Here is a 24,350-nt window from a genome sequence, read left to right as displayed (position 1 = left end):
ATATAATAGAAGATTTCATTGTAGGCTCAGTATGGAAACTAAGAATATTGGGCTTAGAGGAATTGAAGTTGCAGATACCAAAATTTCCCATATTGATGGTGAGAAAGGCAAGCTGATTTACCGTGGTTATGATATTTTAGATCTTACAGAAAATTCTACATTTGAAGAAACAGCATATCTACTACTTTATGATAGCCTTCCAACTAAACAACAATTAGATGAATTTAATGCAAAACTCGTAGATGCACGATTCATTCCAAAACAAATGCAAAAAAACATGGGAAATTGGAGAAAAGATGCAGATCCTATGGATATGCTTCAAGCATTTGTTGCAGCACTTGCAGGATATTATGATGAGGAGTTTTCAAACAAAGATGCAAGTTATGACAAAGCAATTAGTTTGATTGCAAAAGTTCCAACAATTATTGCAAGTTGGCAAAGAATTAGAGACGGTTTAGAAATAGTAGATCCCGACCCCACACTTAGCCATGCAGCCAATTTTCTTTATATGATGTCAGGTGAAAGACCAGATCCAGAAGTTGAAAAAATATTTGATGTTTGTTTAATCCTTCATGCAGATCATACATTTAATGCATCAACATTTACTGCAAGACAAGTTGCATCAACTAGAGCACATATGTTTTCAGCATCAAGTGCAGCTATTGGTGCCTTAAGTGGAGAACTTCATGGAGGAGCAAATACCGAAGTAATGAAGATGCTCTTAGAGATAGGCTCAATTGAGAAAGTTGAAGGTTGGATTAAAGATAAAATGACAAAAGGTGAAAGAATTATGGGAATGGGTCATGCAGTTTACAGAACATACGACCCTCGTGCACAAGTACTAAAAGAATTATCAAGAAAACTTGCAGAGAAAACTAAAGAACCATGGTATTCCATCACAGAAAAAGTTGAAACTACTACAATTGAAGAGATGAAAAAACAGAAAGGAAAGGACATTTACCCAAATGTGGATTTGTATAGTGCTTCACTATATTACATGCTTAAAATTCCAGTTGATCTTAACACACCAATCTTTGCAATATCAAGAGTTGTAGGATGGGCAGCACATATCATAGAAGAGAAATTTGCAGAAGCAGCACCAAAGCCTGCACTGTATAGACCAAAAGCAGTCTATGTTGGAAAATATTGCGGCCCTGAAGGTTGTGAATACAAAACTCTAGACTTGAGAAAATAATTTAGTTTCTTGTACTTAGCCACTCTTTTGCTTTAGAGTTTACATCATGTTTGTAGAGTACTTCAAAGACCATATCATAAAATGTGATACCTTTTTTCTGTGCCTGATCATCTAACCATTTAATTCCATCTGCTAGTTCTGGATCATACTCAGAGAATTCAACTAATTCATCTACCATTTTTGAAAAGAAGGCGTGTGATTCAAGCATATGTTCACCTTTCAATCTATGATCATAAGTGGGGTATTCAAAATATATAGACAAAAAACCCCTTTTTGGTTGACAATTGAAGCATCTTTTTTACTATAATGGCGATGCAAAAAATATTTCATGGGTAATTCAAACAAATGAATCAATTGTTGAGCAAAAAAGAGAACACGTAGATATTTACAGAGATAAAATTTCAAATGTACAATCAAAATACATTGCATTACATGTTGGATTATTTTGGGGGATAGGAGTATTCATTATCAAAAATGAAGATACTATCCAAATAAAATGCGATGATAAAAAAATCTTTGATCATTTATCTTCAAAATTAAAAAATAAAGATGAATTTATTGAAAAAAGAACATTTTTCATCAATCAATTAATTAATCAAAGAAAATTAAAAGTAGAATTTGATTTGATTGAAGAAAATGATAACTTGGCAAAAATTGAAAAATAATGTAAATGAGCTTAAGACCAAAAACGGGAGTTACTTGGTGACAGCTCATCTACGATGTATGAATTTCTTACACATGGGTTTGATAAAACAAAGAGTTGTTTACTTTCATTGACAACCCTCAATACCCAATTAAAGCGATCATGTGAAATTTACAATTATTTTATAAAATTTTTGTAATAATTTATGAAATTAATGAGATAAATGAGTGTAAGATGAATTCTTGAATAAATGTGATTTATACAAATAACATTTTTTCAAAATTTTCGTGAAAATAACGATTAGGTTTATTTAGCATTGAGAAATCAGTTGGATCATTATGGCAGGTATAGACAGAGCTGCAATTGCATTCACTATTGCAATTACAGCTATCGGCGCAGGATTTGCATTTGTTGGAGATTCTGTGGATTATTCACCACCAGCCGCTACAACAGCTCCAAAGGTAATGCAAGATACTACAGAACCTAAAGCTCAAGCTGATCCATTTGCAGACATAGCAGCAAAAGTCAAAGATGCTCCTAAACAAGCAATGGATGAAGTAAAAGAAGAGGTAGAAGATGTTGCCGAAGATGTTGCTGATGTAGTTGAAGATTTTGGTGAAGTAATTATCGAAGAAACTAAAGAAATGGTTTCAGGTCCTGAAACACACAAAGTTGACATTCCAGTAGGTACCTCAGTTCCAGGTTGTGAAGAGACTAACGCATGCTATGCACCAGCAGATATTACAATTAAAGCTGGAGACACAGTAGAATGGGTTAACGTTGACACAGCTGCACACACAGTAACTGGCGGTAGTCCAGCAGATGGTCCATCAGGTGTATTTGATAGCAGTCTAGTCATGGCAAATGCAAACTATGCATTTACTTTTGATAAGGCAGGAAGCTACGATTACTTTTGCATGGTACATCCTTGGATGGTCGGTAGTGTAACAGTGAACTAATCCAAATTTTTCCTTTTTATTTTATGAAATTATGCATTTCATGATTTTCAAAGATTAGCTTTATTTACCATAAAAAAATTAGTGGATCCATTATGGCAGGTATAGACAGAGCTGCAATTGCATTCACTATTGCAATTACAGCTATCGGCGCAGGATTTGCATTTGTTGGAGATTCTGTTGACTATTCCCCAATTGTCTCAACTCCAGCTGCTTCAACAAAAACTGCAGAGCCAATGATGGAAAAAACAGATCCATTTGCAGATTTGGCTGATAAAGTAAAGTCTGAAACAGTTAAACCACTCAAAAGTGGTTGGGAGCGATTAACATCTGAGACGGATCCAGGTGTTGGACATGAAACACATCAGTTAGCAATAATTTTGGCACCAAGTGACAAAGTTTATTCAGGTACACTCAACTATGATGCATCTGAACCAATTCAACTTGTCACATTACATGGACCATTAGCTAGTGGTGAAGATAAGGGACAAGCAACATGGACTCCTGATGGAAAAACAAAGTTTGCATTAACTTTTGTTGATCCAAAGAATGCAAAAGGCAAATGGGAATTTGCCGGAAACGCTTTAGCAGTTCACACAATGAAAACAGAGCCATTCACAGTTGATTACAAAGTAGATTTTAGTGAGAAACCAAAATCAGATACTGTTATGACCGGTACAACCACGTCAGTAACAGATCCTGGACTGGGTCATGAATCACATCAACTTGCAGTGCTACTTGCACCATCAAGTAAGATGTATTCAGGAATTCTCTCATATTCTGCTTCTGAAAATATTCAACTAGTATCACTTAGAGGACCAATTGGTTCAGATGAGAAACCAGACAAAACTTGGACTCCGGATGGTGAAACAGTATTTGAATTAACATTTGTTGATCCAAAGAATGCAATGGGCTCATGGAAATTCACAGGAAATGCTTTAGCAGTTCACACAATGAAGACAAATCCATTTACTGTTAGTTATTCTGTAAGTGCAACTGCAGGAGAACAAAAGAAAGAAGAGGTCAAAATGGAAGAAAAACTAATGATGAAAGAATCATCAGGTCCAAAAACACACAAAGTTGACATTCCAGTAGGTACCTCAGTTCCAGGTTGTGAAGAGACTAACGCATGCTATGCACCAGCAGATATTACAATTAAAGCTGGAGACACAGTAGAATGGGTTAACGTTGACACAGCTGCACACACAGTAACTGGCGGTAGTCCAGCAGATGGTCCATCAGGTGTATTTGATAGCAGTCTAGTCATGGCAAATGCAAACTATGCATTTACTTTTGATAAGGCAGGAAGCTACGATTACTTTTGCATGGTACATCCTTGGATGGTCGGTAGTGTAACAGTGAACTAATCCAAATTTTTCCTTTTTATTTTATTTTTTCTAATGTTTCTATTGTATGCAACCCCAAATCTATGAGACTCATCTCGTGCATGCTGTAAAATTTTCAAAGAGGATTTCTCTTTTGGAATAATAATTGGTTCTTTAAGTTTTGGAATGTATACTTCTTCATTTTCTTTTGCAAGAGAAACACAAGGAATTTTAAATCCAAGTGATTGTAATGATTTAACAGCTGCACTTAGTTGTCCTTTACCACCATCGATCAAAATAAGTTCTGGAAAGTCAGAATTTTCTTCGGCTAATCTATAGTATCGTCGTTTAATGATTTCACCAATCATTGCAAAATCATCTCGGCCGTCAATTGTTTTGATTTTAAATTTTCTATATCCAGATTTGTTAGGTTTGCCATTAACAAATTGAGACATTGAGCCAACTGCAAATTCATCACCATGATTTGAGATATCAAAACACTCAATCGTGGTTGGAACTGAAGGTAGTGATAAAATTTCTTTTAATTCATACAAACCAGGTTCACCACCTTTAGAGTGGATTAATTCAATATTTTTCATTATTAAATTCAAAATTTCTTTGCGTTTTCCTTTTTTTGGTTGTAAAATTTGTACATTAAATCCAGCATGTTTTGATAACAAGGATTCCAATAATTTTTGGTTATCTGGAAGTTCACTAACTAGAACAAATTTTGGAATTTTATGAGTTGTATAGTATTGATAAAGGAAATTAGTAAAGGAGTTATCCCCTACTAGATCAAAAAAGAACTTGTCACTGTCACGAATTACACCATTAATCATTCTAAAATTCATAACAGTAGCTGATTGGTCCTGAATTCCGATTCCAAAATATTCCTCATCAGAATTCTCAACATATTCCATTTTTTGTTTTGTTTGAAGGCTCCCTAATCGAATCAAGGTATCTCTAATGTCTTTTGCACGCTCAAATTGTTGCAAAAGTGCAGCATGCCTCATTTCTTCTTCTAATTTTTTTGTAAAAATTTTAGTTTCATTATTACCCTTTAGAACTTCTTCTAAGGCAGACACATGTCTAGAATAGTCTTCTTGTGCTTCTTTGAATTCACATGGCCCCTCACAATTTCCAAGATGATATTCAAGACATACTTTTTTTGGAAGGTTTTTACAAATTCTAATTTGGAATGCTTTGCGAAGAGTTCCAATTGTAAGTAATTTGGAGCTTCCCTGAGTAAAAGGTCCAAAAAAATTTCCCTTACCTAAAAATTTTCCATCCCTAGTTCTTCTTGCAACTAGTAATCGCGGATATTTTTCATCAGTAATTCTAAGATACGTGTATCTCTGTTGATCTTTTAATTCAATATTGAATCGAGGACGGTATTTTTTAATCATATTTGATTCAAGAAGAAAAGCTTCACTCTCATTATCAGTTAAAACAAATTCAATGTCAGAAATATTTTCAACAAGTTTTTGAGTTTTATAATTTTGATTTTGTAAAAAATAAGATTTTACTCTATTTTTTAGATTCTTGGCTTTTCCAATATAGATAATTTTTCCATCAAAATCTTTCATCAAATAAATTCCAGGATTTGTAGGAATGTGTATTTTGGATATTTCAAAAGTCATTTTTTCAATAATTTTTTTAGATATTTTCCAGTATAACTTCCTGGAGATCGGGCCACATCCTGAGGAGTTCCTGTAGCCACAACTGTTCCCCCCTCATCCCCTCCTTCAGGTCCAAGATCAATTAACCAATCAGAATTTTTGATAACATCCATATTATGCTCAATTACAACAACAGAGTTTCCCAAGTTAACGAGTCTATTTAGCACATCTAGTAATTTTTGAACATCAGCAAAATGAAGACCAGTTGTGGGTTCATCGAGGATATAGAGTGTTTTTCCAGTTCCTCTTTTAGATAATTCAGATGCTAATTTTACTCGTTGAGCTTCACCACCAGATAATGTAGTTGATGATTGACCCAGTTTGATGTATCCCAATCCAACATCATATATTGTTTGAAGTTTTCTCTTTATTACAGGTATATTTTCAAAGAAATTTAGAGCCTCATAGACGGTCATATCCAAAACATCTGAAATGTTTTTTCCTTTGAACAGTACTGATAGTGTTTCAGAATTGTAGCGTTTTCCCTTGCATTCATCACATTTTACATATACATCGGATAAGAATTGCATTTCAATTTGTTTTACTCCATCACCATCACATGCAAAGCATCTACCGTCGGCAACATTAAAAGAGAATTGTCCTGGCTTGTAACCACGCTCTTTTGATAATTCAGTGTTTGAATATAATTCTCTAATAGGAGTAAATGCTCCAATATAGGTTGCAGGATTAGAACGAGGTGTTCTGCCAATAGGGGATTGATCAATTGCAATTACTTTATCAATATTCTCAATACCTCTAATTTCTTTGTGAGATCCTGCACGAACATTAGATTTGTAAAAGTGATTTTGCAATTCTTTGAGCAATATATCATTAATCAATGTAGATTTTCCTGAACCTGAAACACCAGTAACGGAGACAAAAAGTCCTAATGGAATCTCAACATCAATGCCTTTCAGATTATTCTCTGATGCTTTTTTTATTATTAGAGAGCCAGATGGATTACGAACTTTATCTTTTAGTGTAATGAGCGTATTATTTTTAAGATAATCACCTGTAACAGATTTGTGTCCGTTTAGAATTTTATCAATTGTTCCCTCAAAGACAACATTTCCACCATGCACACCAGCACCAGGACCCAAATCAACAATCCAGTCTGAATTTCGTATAACTTCTTCGTCATGCTCCACTACAATTACTGTATTTCCAAGATTTCGTAGCTTTGTTAGCGTTTTAATTAGTCGTGCATTATCACGCTGATGAAGCCCTATTGTAGGTTCATCAAGAACATACAAGACACCGGTTAAATTAGATCCTATCTGAGTTGCCAATCTAATTCTTTGTGATTCCCCACCAGATAATGTTGAGCTTAATCTTTTTAGTGTCAAGTAGTTTAATCCAACATTCATTAAAAATTCCAATCTTTCTTTGATTTCTTTCAGAACATCTCTTGCAATGTATTGCTCATTCTCTGTTAATTTTAGTGTAGAAAAGAAATCATAGCAATTATCAATAGATAAATCACATACATCCATTATTCCTTTATCATTAATTTTGACTGCAAGTGATTCAGGTTTTAGTTTTTTACCATTACAGGAATTACAAGGAGTATCACGCATGAATTGTTTTAACCATTCTCGTTTCGATTCGGAATCAGTCTCCATGAATACACGTTGTAAATTTACTAAAACTCCCTCAAATGCATCAGTGTATTGCCAAGAGGAATCACCAGATTTTGAGCGATACTTAAAATCAATTAAATCATCAGTTCCATGAAGAATAATCTTGAGATGTTTTGGTTTTATTTGATCAATTGGAGTCATCAAATCAAAACCAAATTTCTTTCCAACTGCACGTAACGCTTGTCGTCTAAATGATGAAAATCGTCCACTCCAGGGTACAATAGCTCCATCCAAAATGGATTTGGATTTATCTGGAATGACCAAATCAGGATCAAATTCCATTTTAACTCCTAATCCATTACAAGTTTTGCACATTCCAAAAGGAGAATTAAAAGAAAATGTTCGTGGTTCTAACTCACCAATTGTTAATCCACAATGAGGACATGCATTATTTTGTGAAAAGATTTTTTGTGTTTTCTCAGTTGCAATCATAACATCGCCTTTAGATGTTTTAATTGCCGTCTGTATAGCCTCAAAAAGTCTTGAGCGTTCAGATTTGTCAGTTGTAATTCTATCAACTACAATCTCAATATTGTGCCATTTTTGCCTATCAAGTGGAGGAATTTCAGAATCTAGGCTCAAAATCTCCCCATTTATGCGAATTCGGGAATATCCATCTTTTTTGATTTGCTCAAAGAGTTTCTCATATGTCCCCTTTTTTCTCTGAATAATAGGAGATAACACCAGAATTTTTTCCCCAGTAAAATCTTTGATTACCGAATCACAGATTGTTTCTACTGATTGAGTTGAGATTTTTCTTCCACAGTTTGTACAATGTGGAATTCCAATCCTTGCAAACAATAATCTCATGTAATCATAAATTTCAGTAGTAGTCCCAACAGTAGAGCGTGGGTTTTTACTAGTAGTTTTTTGTTGAATTGAAATTGCAGGAGATAATCCTTCAATAGAGTCAACATCTGGTTTATCCATCATCTCTAAGAATTGTCTGGCATATGCAGAAAGAGATTCAACATATCTTCTCTGTCCCTCAGCATAAATTGTATCAAATGCCAAAGTAGATTTTCCAGAGCCAGATAAGCCACTAATTACAACAAGTTTATTTTTAGGAATATCAACATCCAAATTCTTCAAGTTGTGGTGTCTGGCTCCACGAATTTTTAAATTATTTTCTGCCATCTTTGAATTCAATCTCCTTTTCTAGTCTTTTTATCCTATCTCTACACTCTATTGCACGCTCAAAGTCTAATTCTTCAGAATACTTTTTCATTTGTGCATCAAGTTCAACTATATCAGTAGTGAGATCATGAATCGATTTTAGTTTTGACTCATCTAATGTTGTTTCTTGTTCTGGAACAGATTTTATGATTGTCTTTGGAATAATATTATTTTCTTTATTGTATTGAATTTGTTTTTCCCTACGACGCTTAGTTTCCTCTATGGTATTTTTTATGGATACAGTCATGTTATCGGCATACATTATTACTGTTCCATGTTCATTTCTTGCAGCACGACCACATGTCTGAATAAGGCTTGTAAAATTTCTCAAAAATCCCTCCTTGTCTGCATCCAATATTGCAACCAAGGATACTTCGGGAATATCCAAACCCTCTCGGAGAAGGTTAATTCCAACAAGAACATCAAACTCACCTAGCCTTAATTGGCGGATTAGCTCAGTTCTTTGTAGTCCGTCAATTTCTGAATGCATGTATCTGACTTTGACTTGTTTTTTTGAGAGGTATTCAGCAAGATCTTCGGCCATTCTTTTGGTCAAAGTTGTAACTAAAACACGCTCAGATTTGGCAGCTCGTTTGGATATTTCTTCAATTAAATCATCCATTTGGTCTTTGGTAGGCCTAATCTCAACTACAGGATCTAGCAATCCAGTAGGTCTAACAAGTTGCTCTACTATTTTAGAAGAGATTTTTCTTTCATATTCTGATGGCGTAGCAGAAACAAAGATTGTGTTTTTGATGTATTCTTCAAATTCTTCAAATTGTAGAGGTCTATTATCATATGCACTAGGTAATCTAAATCCATATGTAACAAGCTCTTTTTTTCTGGAATGATCTCCTTTGTACATTCCATGCAATTGAGGCAAGGTTACATGAGATTCATCAATTACTAAAAGATAGTCATCACCAAAAAAATCCATCAAACAAAATGCTTTTTCACCAGATTTTCTTCCATCAAAATGTCTAGAATAGTTTTCAATTCCAGAGCAATAACCAAGCTCTTCAATCATTTCCAAATCATATTTTGTTCTCATTTCAAGTCTCTGTTTTTCAAGCTCGTTTAATTCAGGCAATCTATTTGCTAATTCCTCTTTAATGGATTTGATAGCCTTCTCTCTAACATCTTTTGCAATAAGATAGTGTTTTGCAGGAAAAATTTTCATTGTCGAAACTTTTTTCTTTTCTTTAAGTGACACATGATCAAGCAAAGTAATTTTTTCTACTTCATCACCAAAGAGAGAGATTCTAACTAGGTCTTCAGAATATGCAGGAGTGATATCAATAGTATCGCCTTTAACTCTAAAATTACCAGGTGCTACTTCTGTGTCATTTCTTTCGTATCTAGCATCAATTAATTTTCTTATAATCTCATTTCTCTTTACTTCATCTCCAGCATTAATTGTAATTGCCAAATCTTCCCAATCCTTTGGATTTCCTAGCGAGTAAATACAAGAAACAGTAGATACAATAATTGTAGGCTCTCCTGATAACAACATAGCAGTTGCCTCTAATCTTAATTTTTCAATTTTTTCATTGATTTGGGTATCTTTTTCAATGTAGGTATCAGTTTGGGGCAAATAACTTTCTGGTTGATAGTAATCATAGTAAGATACAAAATATCCAACATTGTTTTTTGGAAAAAATTGTTTTAGTTCTGAGTAGAGTTGGGCGGCAAGAGTTTTGTTATGTGAAATTACTAGAGTGTTTTTTCCAGTTCGTGCAATGACGTTTGCAACTGAGAAAGTTTTTCCACTGCCAGTAACGCCAAGTAAAGTTTGAACTGATCCCTTATTGACTCCATTTACTAGTGCATCAATTGCCTGGGGTTGATCTCCTGTAGGGACATAATCAGACGCTAATTCGAATTTGTGTATTTGTTCCAACAGATAAAATCATCAAAAACTGAACTTATAGCTAACGTTTCCAATGTAGAAACTTGTAGTCAACAATAAAGAAAGCATGTTAGCACTAGTTTAGAAATTGATTTTCTCTTTATATACAAAATATTATGTTATAATTTCATGAAAAAAATCTGTGAGAATTGTGGGAAAGAGTATGAGAATAGATCTAGTAATTTTTGCTCAACAGATTGTGTTTTAGAAAATATCGATAATGTTGTGATTAGTGTAAATTAAAAATATTCACCATATAGGATCATCAACCATTTTCAATCCATCATCAGTGATTTGAAATCCCATAATTTCTAGTGTTTTTTTAGATGTTGGAGAATTGCGTTCAAGAATTTTTTGTGCTAGAATTGCTCTAGATTCTGGGCGCATATGTTGTCCAATTTTATACTTCCCACGAATGGACTGAGGAACTATCTTGATTACAGCAACCTCATCTAATACCAAATCATCTTTTGTGAGAGGGTCATAGTGTCCTTCAGGTTGATATTTTTCCATCAAGGCATTTAGTGCTAATGATTTCTCAATATCATCTTCAACTATTGAAGCAATTCCTTTGATTACTACGCTGATGTAAAGAGTATCTGCTTGTGATGCATCAGTTGGATGTGAAAAATAAGATGGTAAAAACTCTAGTTCACGATCAACTTCAAAACCAACCTTATCATTTCTAGCAATATTATCCAGTTTTTCACCAATCGTGTAAGAATGCATGTAGATTGCATCATTTAGAAATGCAAAATTCATTGGGATTATCTGAGGAAATCCATTCTCATCCATACTTCCAATCCTACCCACATGTTCTTGAAATAAAAATTCCTTAATTTTCTCATAGGACTTTATTTCTAATCGCCCTGTTAATTTCAAATCAAGTATGGTTTTCATAATTATTTAATAAACTAAATGAATCAATAGAAATAAAATTCAGAGAAATCCCAGACTACAAAGATTCTAAATACAACAAGAACTCAAAAAAATTATGAAGGATCCATATCTTGATGAATTAAAGTATGAGTTTCAAGATTATTCGACACAGTTAAAAAAATTAAAAAAGAAATTATTAAAAACAAAATCAATAGAAACTCAATCAAAGATAATTAAACAAATAGATACAATTGCAAAAAAGATGGAAAACAATCAACGTCAATCAACCAAAGTAACAAAATCAAGACTAAAGGAATTAAAATCAAAAAGATAGTTTATTCAGATTCATCTAATTCTTTAGCTAGTTCTTTGATTTGTAAGATTCTGCATTCCAATTCATCACATTCGTCAGAGTGTTTAGAGACCATAATATTACTTAAGAGGAAACATCAAAACCAAAAAACCCCATAAAACTTGACTTTTTTGATCTAAAATTTTTATCAATTTAAATTGCTAACATTTTGAACAAATCAGCAAGTCACATGATAGAAATTAATGAAGAGATGGAAGATGCAACAAAACAAGTACTGCAAGTCCTAGAAGAGTGGGGATTAGAATCAAAATTCATTTGGTTTAGAGAATTACACAGAATTACTGACATTGACAAAGGATTATTACGAAATATTCTCAATGAATTAAAAAAATCAAAAGAAGTCAAAGACATGCATGGGACTAACAATAGAATATTTTTTTGTCTAAAAAAATACTATATCAAATGCAGAGATGTTGAATATAGATTCAAAGGAAAAGAAATCATGTTAAGAGACGGTAGTAGAACAAAAATTATTCAGGGAGCTACTAAATCATCAGAGCGTACTAGAAAAAGGCTTGAAAAGCAGAAAAATAAACGAAGAGCAAAATCATTTACAAAAGCAAAAAGTAGAAGGCCACACAAATCATAGATTAAAGAGAATTCTCAGATTGTCTTCGCACATAATTAAATTCAGCACGCTTTAGTTTGGATGCTTCGGCTACATCTTCTGCCATATCATACAAATCATGTAATTTCAAATCAGCAGTGAATTCATCTTCTTTCTCATCATCTAATGCAGACTCAATATTTGCCAGGATTTCGACATTTTCATCTAAAATATCAAGACATTTTTTGACTGTATCAGGTAATTCGTCATCCATCATATTTAGTATGAACAAGTAAAGTAAATGATTTACTGTGTGTTATAGGTTAGAACGTCTTACTTTTTTGCTCGCTCACGAAGTGCAGGCATTACATGGCTTGCAAATTTGTCAATAGAGCCAAAGTAATTCTTTCCCCAGAATCTAATTACAAAGTGATTAACGCCAGCATCCATGAATCTTTCAAATGTTGGAATGATATCATCAGGAGTTCCAACTGCAGTTGATGAACGTGCAACTTTTTCTGGGATTTTGGTTGCAGCCTCTCTCATTTTTACGATCCAATCTTGATTAGACATTGAATATTCTGTAAAGTATTTTCTAAAGTCAAATCCTTCAATTTCTTTCAAGCCATGAACTCTTAAAATTTCAGGCTTGAATAAACTGACCTTTACTGCTTCTTTCATTCTAGCCCACGACTCTTCTGCATCTTCAGAAAAGTAAACATCAATATCTAATGCATATTCAAAATTATCTTTCTCTTCTTGTGTTCTGTTATTCTCATCCATTGCTTTTCTAATTTGACCAGCATGATCCTCAAACAATTCAGGAGTATATCCAATTGGAAGCCAACCATCACCTAACTTTCCAGTCAAAGCAAGAGTGCGTGTTCCACCTGATGCCATGTAAGTTGGTGGTCTAGGTTTTCTAATTGGTGGTGCTTGTAAACATGCACCTTCAAGTTTGTAATATTTTCCGTTATAATCTACTGTATTATCTGGAGTTGATTTGTATAATGTATGAATAGTTTCAATTTGTTCTTCCCATTTTGAGACTGGTTTTTCAAATGGAATACAGAATTCTTTAAGATTTTGAGCTTCTCCTGCACCAATTCCAAGAATTGCTCTACCTTTAGAAACTCTATCAAGAGTAATTGCAGCTAGTGCAATGTTTGATGGATGTCTTCTAATTGCATCAGTTACACATGTTCCTAATTCAACATTATTTGTAACTGCAGCAATTGCAGACAGCATTACCCAAGGATCTAAAACAATTGCATTTTTCCATTGTGGGACATTAGTATGGTCCATATAGAAAATAGAGTCATATCCTGTTTTGTCAGCCAACATACAGGCAGTTAAAATCTGGTCTTCAGTATAGCCAGCTCTGGCAACATTTAATCCGTTTTGAATTCCAAATTTTATATCCTTTCGAGTCACGTATAATTCCCTCAGAGTATTAGCATAAAAAGTTTAATCAAGCTGCCAATTTCGTAGTTTTTCAAGAAAATAGAAAAAAAGTAAAAAATATTGAATTTTTTACAAATTGCCTGCTTTGATATCTTCAAGACATTTTACAACGTCTTCTTTGGATATTGGTATTGGATTTGGATCCAAATGTCCTCTATCAGTCATTACAACGTCTGCAGCTTCAGAAACATCAGCTTTGAGCTCTAATTTGTCAAATCCGAGTTTTTCCATAGCCTCTTTGAATCTATCATAGAAGATGGACTTGTTATGTTTGTGTGCAACTGTAGTACAAGATGATAGTGAATAACCATGAGGTACTCCTTCATTTGAGAAAACATAAGATAATGCATGTCCTAGTGTTGTAGAACAATTTCCAAATCCCATCCCAGATAACATTGAACCATATGGATAGTTTTCTGGTTTGTCATTCATTATTGCATCATAGAGAATCTCAAATGCTTGTTTGCACAGTGTTCTAGTCAAGTCATTTCCTAATTTGCTATCATAACCTTCAGTTGCTTGAGCACAAGCATCACAAACTGAATTATTTACAATTTGCTGCGGTGTACCTTTTAAAAAGTATGAATCAACTACGGCCATGTCTGCAAGGAATCTGTCTTCACGTAACAGTTTCTTTTTGCCATCAAATTTCAAAACGCAGTATGTTGTCATTTCAGCTCCTGTTCCAAATGTAGTTGGAATCAAGATCTTCTCTACTCCAAAATCTTGAGCAGAATATTTTACAACATCTAATGAGCTTCCCCCACCTAATCCAATTAAGACAGATGGTTTTTTGTCCTTGAATTCAGCAATCAATGAATTAACATCATCAATTGATGGTTCAGGCTTTACTTTGTCATAAAGCATGTAATCTTGAATGCCCATTTTGTCAAGCCACTTTCCAGATAATTCTGGAGGAGCAGTTGTTACAACTAGAGCATTTTTTGGATACTCTGTTTCACCAAGTGCGTTTTCACCAAATTTGATAACTTTTGGAATGCGTACTGTGTGCATAGTTCAAAGACATTATTGATTATTATTATATGTTGCAACAAGAAATTACGAAAGAACTAACTTTCATTTTTAGGAATTGGTTTTTTTGACAGCAATCCCATAACTGATTTATTAGTCACAATTCCAATCACTCGACCATTGGGACTGGGTTCAGTTACTGGGATCATATCATAAGGATGAGAATTCATTTTTTGAATTACAGAAAACAGATACTCCTGAGGAAGTACTGTATTGAATTTTTTATTCATGATATCCTGTGCAGTGTATTTATCATAACTATTTTTGTTAACTTTTGAAAGATCTCTTTTAGAAATTATGCCTATAGTATGATCAACATCATTTACCAAGCATGGCATCTTGGATAAATCATATTTTGCCAAAATATCTTTAATTTTTTCATTTTGAAAAACTACAGGATATTTTGAAATCATTGCATCTTCTGCTTTTTTATCAGATACTGCACGTCGGAAGTAAATTGGCAGCATTGCAATCTCTAGATCCCCCACTTTGACTTGAATTACTTTTTTTAATTTTCTCTGCAATTCAACACTAGATACAATCATTGTGATCAAAGTTCCTAAAACAAGCAAAGAGAACAAATTCTTGTCTACAATATCTACTTCAAGTAAAGACAATAGTAGTGCAAGGTCTACGGCACCTTTCGACATTACACCATAAGCTACAGTAGTAGCAGGATACATTCTTGCTATACGAACAGCAATCCATGAAGATACAAATTTCACCCCAACAATAATTCCTATAAAAATTACAATTACCCAAATAGGAATCTCCAAGAAACCAGTTGTAAAATGTAATCCTATACCAGCAAAAAATATCGGTATAAACAAACCATACCCAATTACGTGCATATTTTGAGAAATCTCGGTATAGTCTTCCCTATTCATTCTAGAGACTGCAATTCCTAATAGCAGTGCACCTATTGCTCCATGAATTCCACTTAATTCTGCAAAGTATGCAACTAAAAGAATCATGCCAACAACTAATCCAAAATAAATTAGTTTTACCTGCAAATGTTTTCGAATTAATCTGAAAAATGGAGGAACAACAAATTTTGATACCAGTCCTGCAACTACAAAGAAGATGATCATTTTTGCAAACAACCAAAGGAATTCAGAAACTTCGGGATTGTCACTTTGATTAACTTGAATTAGAACACTTGTGATTATGATTGCAATAAACTCTACAATTGCGGTTACGGTAAATATTTCCAAACCAATCGTTGAGCGAAGTTTTCCCAAGTCAGTTAGAATTTTTGCAGTAACACCAAGACTGGATGCAGCAATTACACTTGCGATGGCAAAAGCATGAATGAAATTCATATCCAATGCAAGCCCAAATATTCCTGCAGTAACAAATGGAATTAAAAATGCAACTGCAGAACCTGCAAAAATTCTTCCTCGCATTACTTTGAATAATCCTGAGATATCAATTTCTTCAAGTCCAATCAAGAAAAATAGGAAAAATACTCCTATTGAGACAAAAAGATCAATTGCCTCTACGGGTTGAACTATTGCAAATAATGCAGGACCAACTATCACTCCTGCCAGAACATTTCCAATAATAGTTGGCTGGTGAATCCTATGCATTAGTTCGCCAAATAATTTAGCTGAAATAATCAAAACTGCAAGATAAAGAATGGATTCAAAAACCAAGACTAGAAAAAGCTAGTTACGTGTATTATTATATCTTGATTGGGGAGAAGGAGCATGATAATCAAAAACTTTGATGAATTGGCAAATTCGGACAAAAAGAAAGATTGTCTTGAAATTTTAGAGGCAGGTTTGCAAGCTGCAAATCCTGAAAATATCATACCAAAATTTGTAATGCCAAATAAAATTAAAATCAACAAGGACGTTATTGATCTTGAAAAATTTTCAAATATCTATTTAGTTGGATTTGGAAAAGCAGCAGATTCAATGACTAGAGCACTTAATGCAATAATTCCAATAAAGAGCGGGATAGTTGTCATTCCAAAAGGTTCAAAATCAAAAATAAAAGGTAAGAAATTTCAAATTTTTAATTCAAGACACCCAAAACCAGATAAAACAAGTGTAAAGGCTGCAAAAGAAGTTATGAAATTTCTTGAAAACAGACGAAGTGATGAATTAGTTATTTTTCTAGTCTCAGGTGGAGGTTCATCATTACTGGCAATACCAAATGAGATAACACTTGATGATAAAATCCATGTTACAAATTTACTCTTAAAATCAGGTGCAACAATACAAGAGTTCAATTGTGTACGCAAACATCTATCAAAAATCAAAGGAGGAAAACTAGTCGAAAATATGAAATGCAGCGGAGTAAGTTTGGTAATGTCTGATGTAGAAGGAGATGATCTATCATCGATTGCATCAGGAACTACATACATGGATAACACCACTTATTCGGATGCATTAGATATTTTAGAGAAATACAAATTAAAAAGAAAAACGCCAGTTGAAGTTTTACAAGTGTTAGAAAAAGGCAAAATGAATCAGATTGAAAATATTTCAAAAAAACCAAGAATAAAAAATTACATTATTGCAAATAACATGGATTGTCTCAATGAGATGAAAAAGATTGCGAAAAGCAAAGGATACAATGTCAATTCAATCCAAATTTTCGGAGACATCAAAGAAGCTGTCAAGAAAATCCTGGAGAACATATCAGATGAGCAAAAATCATGCCTAATTTTTGGTGGAGAGACTACAGTCAGAGTTTTGGGAAAAGGGATGGGCGGTAGAAATCAAGAATTAGTTTTAAGACTGCTAAAGAACACACAGAAATTAAAAAAAATGGTTATTGCATCACTTGGAACAGATGGTATTGATGGGAATTCTGTTTTTGCAGGAGCAATCACAGAGAACATCAAAATAGATTTGGATACCATGAAGGAGTATCTTAAAAATAGTGATTCAGGAAGATTCTTTCAAAAACAAAAATCAAACATCATTACAGATTTTACACATACAAATTTGATGGATATTGGTGTGATTCTAAGATAAAAAATTTAAAAAATATTTAAAAAATGTTCTAAAACTAAACAAATACCCAATCAATAATGAGAGTCTTTGAAATAGGATAAAGTCGTAATTAAGATATGATAAAAAATGAAAAAGGCTTTTGTAATGATGAAGCGTGTAAATGTGACTGCCATAAAGGATCAAGTTTTAGAAGAGGGAATAGGAGGAGACAATATTGCTAGAAAAACAATTCAAGCCAGAAATGCTCTATAACAAAGTAGTGCATTTCTACATGGATAAGAAAGGGTATTCAAAAGATAAAGCAAATTCTATTGCTCAACTAGTAGTTCAAAAAGAAGCTCAAAGAAGGATTTGTAAAAATGAAAAATGCAAACATTTCTCTCATGATCATATTAGAAATTCTGAAACGTGTCTAGTATCGGATTGCGAATGTAATAAATTTACTAAATAAAATCATCAAGAGAATTTTCAACTAGGGGCTGTGCTTTAATTCCAATCTTCTGTAAATGAAGTGCAAACTCCTCAACAAATCCATGGATTGTGTAAACTTGTTCTGCCTCAGATTTTATCACCATCTCAATTAATTCATTGAAATCACAATGATCACTCATAGGAAATGAATAATCAGTTCTCCTACCAAATGGGAATCTAGAAGACTGTGCCCATCCACTAAATCCAATTGTTACTGCACCATACTTTGATTTCATCTCTTGAATGAATTTGTTTTTTGCAGAAAGCATAGGGGCAACCATCATCCAGGGTTTTTTGTCAAGTAATCCAGTTTTTTGAGCCTCAGTATGACCAATTCCATCATTTAGTGGCACTCCAAATTTTTGATGTAGGGAGTTCATCTCTTTTACAGAATCATGAAAGTACAATGGGCCCCAGTGACCAAAGAGTTGGGTGATGGTTTGTGCTTTTCCCAACTGATAGCCCATTAGAATAACAGGAATTCCCTTAGAGTAAAGTTCAGAAACTAATTCATTTACTTGTTTTAGGATCTCATCAAGTTTTGGAAAAACAAATTCGGGAAGTCCAAATGTGCATTCAGTAATCAGAGTTTTACATTTTGGAATTTTTGCACCTTGAAGAAAACCTCTATTGCGAGTACAAATATCTCCAGTGTAAAAAATATCATCAAAGAGAAGTCCTTTTGCGCCAAGTATATGGCCGCTATCAATTAATGAAAAGTCTTCAAGGGATTCAACATGATTTTGCATTTTAAATCCACGAAGATGGGCTATCTCATTAGTCTCAATTGAGGACAGTATAGTTCCACCATTTTTTGACGGAAGATGATCAGAGTGAGCATGAGAAACAAAGTTTATTCCATTCACATGACTGTTTTTAGGATCCAAGAAAACTCTTTTACCTACAGTTTCACACAAAATTCCATTCTTAGTCATCCGAACTTGTCTTTGCAACGAAGATGAAAATAATTAGATTTGTTATAAATTACTGGTTTAGTTTTTGCAAACCCTAGATCAAACTATTTTTCAACAAATTAGATTTCAAAGTAATCATTTCAAGATTAAATAGAGCAAATCATTCTCAAGAGATTACAAATGGAGTTAATCCTAAATGTTTTAGCTGTGGCAGGTGGTCTTGCTATGCTCTATTTTGGAGCAGAGTGGTTAGTAAAAGGCTCAATCAACATTTCAAATAGATTAAAGATAAGCCAACTAGTCATTGGTCTAACAGTTGTTGCCTTTGGTACATCAACACCAGAATTAGCAGTGAGTATATCATCTGCCCTACAAGGATTCTCAGATGTAGCATTAGGAAACGTTGTAGGTAGCAACATAGTCAATATTGGATTAATTCTAGGAATATCTGCCATTATTACGCCTATTGCAGTCTCAAAATCAACCATAAGAAAAGAAGTTCCCATAATGATTGGAGCAGGATTGTTATTGACTGCAGTAATTATTGATGGAAAGATTGATTTTTTAGACGGAATAATTTTGATTGTCGGAATTATTGGATTTCTAGCATTTAGCTACAAAAGCTCAAAAAAAGAAACAGACATTGAAATTATAAAACCAACTATAGTTCTTACACAAAAAAGATTCCTAACAAAATCATTGATACTAGTTGCAGTTGGACTTGGATTATTAACTGCAGGATCATTTCTAACAGTAGATAATTCTATTGTAATTGCAAAAAGTTTAGGGATATCAGAATTGGTTATTGGGTTAACTCTAGTTGCAATTGGAACATCTTTACCAGAACTAATCACTTCAGTAGTTGCTGCAAGAAAAGGCCACGCTGATCTAAGCATTGGAAATATTATCGGAAGCAATATTTTCAACATATTTGCAATAGTTGGAATTGCATCAGTTATTGCAGGAATTCAAGTAAGCGATAAAGTGATTTTGGATATTATTGTAATGATTGCTTTTAGTGTTGTATTAATTCCAATCATGCGCTCAGGTTTTAAAATTAGCAGAAAAGAGGGCACGATATTAGTTGGAGGATATTTAGCATATATCATAATCTTACTATTCAGATAAAATACATTAGAGTTTCATAGACTTTAATTGCAGGTTATTTTTACAGAGAGTAGTTGCTAAATCTAGGAATTTTAATCTCAGGTCGTGGGAGCAACATGGAATCCATTTTAAAATCCATAAAGCGAAAAAAAATGCCAATCAATCCTGCAATTGTAATATCAAATAATCCAAATGCAAAGGGGCTAAAAATTGCTCAAAAGTTAGGAGTAAAAACTGAGATAATTGAAAGTAAGGGCTTCAAAGGAACAAGAGAAGAATACGATGCAAAAATTATTTCTGCCTTATCAAAAAATGGAGTCACACCAAAAAATGGACTTGTTTGTCTTGCAGGATTTATGAGAATTATAAGCCCAAAATTTGTAAAAAAATACAAAAACAGAATTATCAATATTCATCCAGCTTTATTACCAGCATTTCCAGGATTGGATTCGCAAAAACAAGCCTTAGAGTATGGTGCAAAATATTCAGGCTGCACTGTACATTTTGTTGATTCTGGAATGGACACAGGTCCCATTATAATTCAAGCAGTAGTCAAAGTAAAAGATAATGATACAGAAGAATCATTATCAAAAAGAATTCTAAAAGAAGAACATAGGATTTATCCTGAGGCAGTTAATCTGTTTGCCAGAAAAAAAATTAAAGTGAATGGAAGAAAAACAAAAATCACTTAGGAATCAGGTCCACCAAAAAAGTATAACACCTTAAGTTCTTTTTTGTTACCATGAAAATAATGTTCAACATTTTTCCCAACAAAAAATGCTTTATCTTTTGATACTTTGTAATCTTTATCTTTTATTTTGAGATAGCCATCTCCAGATATGACATAGTATATCTCATCACTGTCATGTGGAGTTTGAGTATCTTCTTCACCAGGTTGTAAAAGTAAAACTCCTGCAGCTAAAGTGGATTTGTTGATAAATGTGTGAAAATACGAATTACTGCTTTTGATTTTTTTATAATATGGAGTTAGATCAAAATCAAGTTTCAATTTATTCAGCAGCTACTGTGAATGTTTTGCGGATAGGATCAGCACTCATAAAAGAATGCCCCATTGGGTGAATTTTTTCATGTTCTGGGCTTTGATGCATTTTGATAAAAGTTTCTTTACTTTCATGTTCTACAAAAATTCTATAGCTGCCATCTGGAGATTTTAGGAATTTTCTAGAGATAAATCCAGGAAAACTTGATAGAACCTTGTTTGACTCTGAAAACCATTTTTTGAAATCCTCCTCAGCTCCATCTTTGAGTTGAATATCTGCCATCATTACAAACATAGTTTGTCTTGAAAAAATACCATTAAATTTCTTTTCTAAGATTGTCACAACCGAATTCCAAGAATTAAATATCTACAGATCAAAAGCAGGGTATGACAGGAGTTAGAATAGACGGCAAAGTCATCGCCCAGGCAGTCAAAGACAGGGTCAAAAAAGCAGCAGATGAGATGAAATCTCAAGGAATCACTCCATGTTTAGCCACGGTTCTGATTGGTGATAATCCAGCTTCGGCAACATATGTGAAAAACAAACACAATGCTTGTCAAGAAGTAGGCATTCAAACTAAGGATCACAAACTGGATGCATCAGTTTCCCAGAGTGAATTAAACAGTATCATTGATAATCTAAATTCAGATAGTTCAGTTCATGGAATTTTAATCCAATTACCATTGCCAAAACATCTAGATGAATTTGCAACAATATCAAGAATTTCACCACTAAAAGATGTTGATGGTTTGACGCCACACAATGCAGGACTGCTTGCAATGAAAAAAGCAGTTCTAGTTGCATGTACACCATCGGGGGTAATGGAAATGTTTGATTATCACGGAATTAATTTAGAAGGAAAAAATGTTGTTTTAATTAATAGGAGCAATCTTGTAGGAAAGCCTCTATATCATTTGCTTTTAGACAAAAATGCAACGGTCATGACATGTCACTCAAAGACAAAGAATCTAAAAGAGCTTTGTCAAGCAGCAGACATCATAATTACAGCAGTTGGAGACAGAAACAAGTTTACACTAAGTGCTGACATGATCAAAGAAGGAGCTATTGTAATTGATGTTGCCATTTCAAGACACAATGAAAAACTAGTTGGGGATTCAGATTATGAGGAAATTATTCAAAAAGCATCTTTTGCAACACCAGTTCCGGGAGGAGTAGGTCCAATGACAGTTGCAATGCTATTAAAAAATACTATAACTGCAGCATCTCTGAGTAGTCAAATTGGAAGATAATCCCGAAAAGAGATCACTTAGAAAACTTCTTTTGGAAAAAAGAGACAACACATCTTTTGATCTAATGAAGATTGCAAGTGCAAAGATTCAAAAAAAATTAAAAAAGATCTATGCATACAAAAATGCAAAAAAAATTGGATTGTACTATCCTATTGGAAGTGAAATGTTAACGCAAGATATCATCCAAGAGATAATCAGTGAAGGAAAAGATGTTTTCTTGCCAAAAGTTGTTGGGAAAAACTTGGAATTTAGAAAAATATCGGATTTTTCAAGCCTAGAAAAGGGAAATTTTGATATCATGGAGCCAAAAGATGATTGTCCTGCAGATAACAATCTGGATGTGATAATTGTGCCAACAGTTGGAATTTCACCAGACGGGGTGAGATTAGGATATGGTCATGGATTCTATGACAGATTTTTAGCTGAAAACAAGACAACTACAATTTCAATTACATTAGAAAAACAGATTGTAAAAAGAATCCCAAGATCAGATCACGATATTCTAATTGATTGGATAGTTACTGAAGATAGAATGATTCAAACTCAAAGATAGGCTATGCCTTTTTGACCAATATCTTTTCGAAAATATTTGTGAGGCCAGGATATTTTTTCAACTGAGTCATATGCGTTTTTTATTGCAGATTCCAAAGTATCACCTAGTGCTGTAACTCCCAAAACACGTCCCCCATTTGAGAGAATCTTTCCATCAGATTTTTTTGTACCTGCATGAAAAACATACGAATTATTTGAATCAGAATCAAATCCGGTAATTTCTTCATCTTTGGAATAGGCTTCAGGATATCCCTGGGATGCTAAAACAACACAAACTGCATATTGGTTCTTCCAAGAGATTGGAGGCATTGATGATAATTTTCCTTCAGAGCTAGCAACAAAATAATCATACAGATCAAAATCCATTCTCATTGTAATTGGTTGACATTCGGGATCACCCATTCGAACATTATATTCTAAAACATATGGCTCATTGTCTCGAATCATAATACCTGCATACAGAAATCCTCTAAAGTCAATTCCTTCATTTGCCATTGCATGTATTGTTTTATCAATAATTTTTTCTTGGATTTTTTTTGATAGTGCATCATCAATAATTGGAGTAGGAGAATATGCACCCATACCTCCAGTGTTAGGTCCTTGATCATCATCAAAGATTCTTTTATGATCCTGGCTTGATGCCATAGGAATTGCAATCTTTCCATCAGAGAGTGCAATGTAAGAGGCTTCAATTCCATCTATTCTCTCCTCAATAATTATTCTATTTCCAGCCTCACCAAATGTCTTTTTTACAAGAATGGTTTGAATTGCAGAAACTGCTTCATCATTGCTATTGCAAACAATGACACCTTTTCCTGCTGCAAGTCCATCTGCCTTTACTACAACATTGTAATCAAGTGACTCTACATACTCTTGGGCTTTTACAGGATCATCAAATATTTCAAATCGTGCAGTGGGGATATTGTTTCTTTTCATAAAATCCTTAGCCCAAATCTTGCTTGATTCTAATTGAGCTGCACTCTTTGTTGGGCCAAAAATTTTGAGACCAAGTTGAGTGAATTTATCTACAATTCCAGATGCTAGAGGGTCTTCAGGTCCAACTACTGTAAAGCAATTGTTTTTTTTAGCAAATTCAGCCAAACCATCTAAATCATTTACACTGATTGGAACATTATTTTCAGTTCCTCCATTTCCAGGAGCTGTAAAGACAGTTTCAACTTTACTACTTTGAGATAGTTTCCAGGATAAAGCATGTTCTCGTCCCCCAGAGCCAACAACTAGAACATTAACCATGAAAATTATCTTTATTT

General features: G+C 33.7%; 25 protein-coding genes. 12 read left to right on the top strand and 13 right to left on the bottom strand.

The features are described from left to right. The first annotated feature begins 31 nt into the window (after positions 1-31). Positions 32-1,195, top strand: coding sequence for a citrate synthase (locus ACX119_RS03555; RefSeq protein WP_459351757.1), 1,164 nt, complete (start codon positions 32-34; stop codon positions 1,193-1,195). Position 1,196: 1 nt separating this feature from the next. Here the strand turns inward: ACX119_RS03555 and ACX119_RS03550 are convergent, their stop codons facing one another. After that, complete coding sequence (locus ACX119_RS03550) at positions 1,197-1,403, bottom strand: hypothetical protein (RefSeq protein ID WP_008299161.1); 207 nt, start codon at positions 1,401-1,403, stop codon at positions 1,197-1,199. 76 nt (positions 1,404-1,479) lie between these two features. Here ACX119_RS03550 and ACX119_RS03545 point away from each other — a divergent pair, with 76 nt between their 5' ends. From ACX119_RS03545 to ACX119_RS03535, 3 genes are all read left to right on the top strand, one after another. Further along, positions 1,480-1,860 (top strand): hypothetical protein, encoded by a 381-nt coding sequence (locus ACX119_RS03545; RefSeq protein ID WP_459351756.1) that lies wholly within the window; start codon positions 1,480-1,482, stop codon positions 1,858-1,860. 316 nt (positions 1,861-2,176) lie between these two features. After that, positions 2,177-2,797, top strand: a complete 621-nt coding sequence (locus ACX119_RS03540) for a cupredoxin domain-containing protein (protein ID WP_459351755.1) — start codon at positions 2,177-2,179, stop codon at positions 2,795-2,797. Between the two features lie 92 nt (positions 2,798-2,889). After that, on the top strand, positions 2,890-4,161 hold the full coding sequence (locus tag ACX119_RS03535; RefSeq protein ID WP_459351754.1) for a cupredoxin domain-containing protein: 1,272 nt from the start codon (positions 2,890-2,892) through the stop codon (positions 4,159-4,161). On the opposite strand, the gene uvrC is transcribed toward ACX119_RS03535, so the two are convergent. The 4 genes from uvrC to ACX119_RS03515 form a co-directional block, all read right to left on the bottom strand. Beyond that, entirely contained in the window at positions 4,158-5,759 is a 1,602-nt protein-coding gene (gene uvrC / locus ACX119_RS03530) for an excinuclease ABC subunit UvrC (RefSeq protein ID WP_459351753.1), read from the bottom strand. The two genes, ACX119_RS03535 and uvrC, sit on opposite strands and share 4 nt — an antisense overlap. After that, positions 5,756-8,575 (bottom strand): excinuclease ABC subunit UvrA, encoded by a 2,820-nt coding sequence (gene uvrA / locus ACX119_RS03525; protein WP_459351752.1) that lies wholly within the window; start codon positions 8,573-8,575, stop codon positions 5,756-5,758. The genes uvrC and uvrA overlap by 4 nt, the downstream gene beginning before the upstream one ends. Next, the gene (gene uvrB / locus ACX119_RS03520) at positions 8,562-10,514 is read right to left on the bottom strand and encodes an excinuclease ABC subunit UvrB (RefSeq protein WP_459351751.1); all 1,953 of its coding nucleotides are present in this window, start codon (positions 10,512-10,514) and stop codon (positions 8,562-8,564) included. Before uvrB ends, uvrA begins: the two co-directional genes overlap by 14 nt. Before the next feature lie 258 nt (positions 10,515-10,772). After that, positions 10,773-11,423: a pyridoxamine 5'-phosphate oxidase family protein gene (locus ACX119_RS03515; protein WP_459351750.1), complete on the bottom strand. Its 651-nt coding sequence runs from the start codon at positions 11,421-11,423 to the stop codon at positions 10,773-10,775. A gap of 94 nt (positions 11,424-11,517) precedes the next feature. Here ACX119_RS03515 and ACX119_RS03510 point away from each other — a divergent pair, with 94 nt between their 5' ends. Beyond that, entirely contained in the window at positions 11,518-11,736 is a 219-nt protein-coding gene (locus tag ACX119_RS03510; protein WP_459351749.1) for a hypothetical protein, read from the top strand. Positions 11,737-11,944: 208 nt separating this feature from the next. After that, positions 11,945-12,364 carry a hypothetical protein gene (locus tag ACX119_RS03505; protein WP_459351992.1) on the top strand — a complete coding sequence of 140 codons (420 nt, stop codon included), beginning with the start codon at positions 11,945-11,947 and terminating at the stop codon, positions 12,362-12,364. A 1-nt stretch (position 12,365) separates the two neighbouring features. Here the strand turns inward: ACX119_RS03505 and ACX119_RS03500 are convergent, their stop codons facing one another. From ACX119_RS03500 to ACX119_RS03485, 4 genes are all read right to left on the bottom strand, one after another. Further along, positions 12,366-12,614, bottom strand: coding sequence for a hypothetical protein (locus ACX119_RS03500; protein ID WP_459351748.1), 249 nt, complete (start codon positions 12,612-12,614; stop codon positions 12,366-12,368). A 41-nt stretch (positions 12,615-12,655) separates the two neighbouring features. Further along, positions 12,656-13,756 carry an LLM class flavin-dependent oxidoreductase gene (locus tag ACX119_RS03495; RefSeq protein ID WP_459351747.1) on the bottom strand — a complete coding sequence of 367 codons (1,101 nt, stop codon included), beginning with the start codon at positions 13,754-13,756 and terminating at the stop codon, positions 12,656-12,658. Between the two features lie 99 nt (positions 13,757-13,855). Beyond that, positions 13,856-14,800, bottom strand: coding sequence for an iron-containing alcohol dehydrogenase (locus tag ACX119_RS03490; RefSeq protein WP_459351746.1), 945 nt, complete (start codon positions 14,798-14,800; stop codon positions 13,856-13,858). Between the two features lie 56 nt (positions 14,801-14,856). Beyond that, positions 14,857-16,473, bottom strand: coding sequence for a cation:proton antiporter domain-containing protein (locus ACX119_RS03485; RefSeq protein WP_459351745.1), 1,617 nt, complete (start codon positions 16,471-16,473; stop codon positions 14,857-14,859). Between the two features lie 54 nt (positions 16,474-16,527). Between ACX119_RS03485 and ACX119_RS03480 the strand changes: the two genes are divergently transcribed. Then, on the top strand, positions 16,528-17,805 hold the full coding sequence (locus ACX119_RS03480; protein ID WP_459351744.1) for a glycerate kinase type-2 family protein: 1,278 nt from the start codon (positions 16,528-16,530) through the stop codon (positions 17,803-17,805). Between the two features lie 105 nt (positions 17,806-17,910). After that, the gene (locus ACX119_RS03475; RefSeq protein WP_459351743.1) at positions 17,911-18,036 is read left to right on the top strand and encodes a hypothetical protein; all 126 of its coding nucleotides are present in this window, start codon (positions 17,911-17,913) and stop codon (positions 18,034-18,036) included. Between the two features lie 191 nt (positions 18,037-18,227). Here the strand turns inward: ACX119_RS03475 and ACX119_RS03470 are convergent, their stop codons facing one another. Beyond that, complete coding sequence (locus ACX119_RS03470; RefSeq protein ID WP_459351991.1) at positions 18,228-19,190, bottom strand: MBL fold metallo-hydrolase; 963 nt, start codon at positions 19,188-19,190, stop codon at positions 18,228-18,230. Positions 19,191-19,349: 159 nt separating this feature from the next. On the opposite strand from ACX119_RS03470, the gene ACX119_RS03465 reads away from it, so the two are divergent. Together ACX119_RS03465 and purN are read left to right on the top strand one after the other, a co-directional pair. Next, positions 19,350-20,297 carry a calcium/sodium antiporter gene (locus ACX119_RS03465; protein ID WP_459351742.1) on the top strand — a complete coding sequence of 316 codons (948 nt, stop codon included), beginning with the start codon at positions 19,350-19,352 and terminating at the stop codon, positions 20,295-20,297. Positions 20,298-20,392: 95 nt separating this feature from the next. Then, on the top strand, positions 20,393-20,968 hold the full coding sequence (gene purN, locus ACX119_RS03460) for a phosphoribosylglycinamide formyltransferase (protein WP_459351741.1): 576 nt from the start codon (positions 20,393-20,395) through the stop codon (positions 20,966-20,968). On the opposite strand, the gene ACX119_RS03455 is transcribed toward purN, so the two are convergent. Beyond that, complete coding sequence (locus ACX119_RS03455) at positions 20,965-21,285, bottom strand: cupin domain-containing protein (protein ID WP_459351740.1); 321 nt, start codon at positions 21,283-21,285, stop codon at positions 20,965-20,967. The two genes, purN and ACX119_RS03455, sit on opposite strands and share 4 nt — an antisense overlap. A gap of 1 nt (position 21,286) precedes the next feature. Beyond that, positions 21,287-21,571: an antibiotic biosynthesis monooxygenase family protein gene (locus ACX119_RS03450; protein ID WP_459351990.1), complete on the bottom strand. Its 285-nt coding sequence runs from the start codon at positions 21,569-21,571 to the stop codon at positions 21,287-21,289. A gap of 92 nt (positions 21,572-21,663) precedes the next feature. Here ACX119_RS03450 and ACX119_RS03445 point away from each other — a divergent pair, with 92 nt between their 5' ends. Together ACX119_RS03445 and ACX119_RS03440 are read left to right on the top strand one after the other, a co-directional pair. After that, entirely contained in the window at positions 21,664-22,527 is an 864-nt protein-coding gene (locus ACX119_RS03445) for a bifunctional 5,10-methylenetetrahydrofolate dehydrogenase/5,10-methenyltetrahydrofolate cyclohydrolase (RefSeq protein WP_459351739.1), read from the top strand. Next, a complete protein-coding gene (locus ACX119_RS03440; RefSeq protein WP_459351738.1) occupies positions 22,517-23,080 on the top strand; it encodes a 5-formyltetrahydrofolate cyclo-ligase in 564 nt (187 codons plus the stop codon). Before ACX119_RS03445 ends, ACX119_RS03440 begins: the two co-directional genes overlap by 11 nt. Here the strand turns inward: ACX119_RS03440 and purD are convergent. Next, on the bottom strand, positions 23,071-24,333 hold the full coding sequence (gene purD, locus ACX119_RS03435; protein WP_459351737.1) for a phosphoribosylamine--glycine ligase: 1,263 nt from the start codon (positions 24,331-24,333) through the stop codon (positions 23,071-23,073). The two genes, ACX119_RS03440 and purD, sit on opposite strands and share 10 nt — an antisense overlap. Positions 24,334-24,350 lie beyond the last annotated feature (17 nt).

It is taken from the genome of Nitrosopumilus sp. S4 (assembly GCF_054515835.1).
The sequence above is the reverse complement of the archived record's forward strand: the minus strand, read 5'-3'. Positions and strand labels throughout refer to the sequence as shown.

Coding starts and splice junctions, on each gene's coding strand:
- ACX119_RS03555 (WP_459351757.1), top strand. CDS start 32: ATGGAAACTAAGAATATTGGGCTTAGAGGAATTGAAGTTGCAGATACC.
- ACX119_RS03550 (WP_008299161.1), bottom strand. CDS start 1,403: ATGCTTGAATCACACGCCTTCTTTTCAAAAATGGTAGATGAATTAGTT.
- ACX119_RS03540 (WP_459351755.1), top strand. CDS start 2,177: ATGGCAGGTATAGACAGAGCTGCAATTGCATTCACTATTGCAATTACA.
- ACX119_RS03535 (WP_459351754.1), top strand. CDS start 2,890: ATGGCAGGTATAGACAGAGCTGCAATTGCATTCACTATTGCAATTACA.
- uvrC (WP_459351753.1), bottom strand. CDS start 5,759: ATGACTTTTGAAATATCCAAAATACACATTCCTACAAATCCTGGAATT.
- uvrA (WP_459351752.1), bottom strand. CDS start 8,575: ATGGCAGAAAATAATTTAAAAATTCGTGGAGCCAGACACCACAACTTG.
- ACX119_RS03515 (WP_459351750.1), bottom strand. CDS start 11,423: ATGAAAACCATACTTGATTTGAAATTAACAGGGCGATTAGAAATAAAG.
- ACX119_RS03510 (WP_459351749.1), top strand. CDS start 11,518: ATGAAGGATCCATATCTTGATGAATTAAAGTATGAGTTTCAAGATTAT.
- ACX119_RS03505 (WP_459351992.1), top strand. CDS start 11,945: ATGATAGAAATTAATGAAGAGATGGAAGATGCAACAAAACAAGTACTG.
- ACX119_RS03490 (WP_459351746.1), bottom strand. CDS start 14,800: ATGCACACAGTACGCATTCCAAAAGTTATCAAATTTGGTGAAAACGCA.
- ACX119_RS03480 (WP_459351744.1), top strand. CDS start 16,528: ATGATAATCAAAAACTTTGATGAATTGGCAAATTCGGACAAAAAGAAA.
- ACX119_RS03475 (WP_459351743.1), top strand. CDS start 17,911: ATGAAAAAGGCTTTTGTAATGATGAAGCGTGTAAATGTGACTGCCATA.
- ACX119_RS03470 (WP_459351991.1), bottom strand. CDS start 19,190: ATGACTAAGAATGGAATTTTGTGTGAAACTGTAGGTAAAAGAGTTTTC.
- ACX119_RS03465 (WP_459351742.1), top strand. CDS start 19,350: ATGGAGTTAATCCTAAATGTTTTAGCTGTGGCAGGTGGTCTTGCTATG.
- purN (WP_459351741.1), top strand. CDS start 20,393: ATGGAATCCATTTTAAAATCCATAAAGCGAAAAAAAATGCCAATCAAT.
- ACX119_RS03450 (WP_459351990.1), bottom strand. CDS start 21,571: ATGTTTGTAATGATGGCAGATATTCAACTCAAAGATGGAGCTGAGGAG.
- ACX119_RS03445 (WP_459351739.1), top strand. CDS start 21,664: ATGACAGGAGTTAGAATAGACGGCAAAGTCATCGCCCAGGCAGTCAAA.
- purD (WP_459351737.1), bottom strand. CDS start 24,333: ATGGTTAATGTTCTAGTTGTTGGCTCTGGGGGACGAGAACATGCTTTA.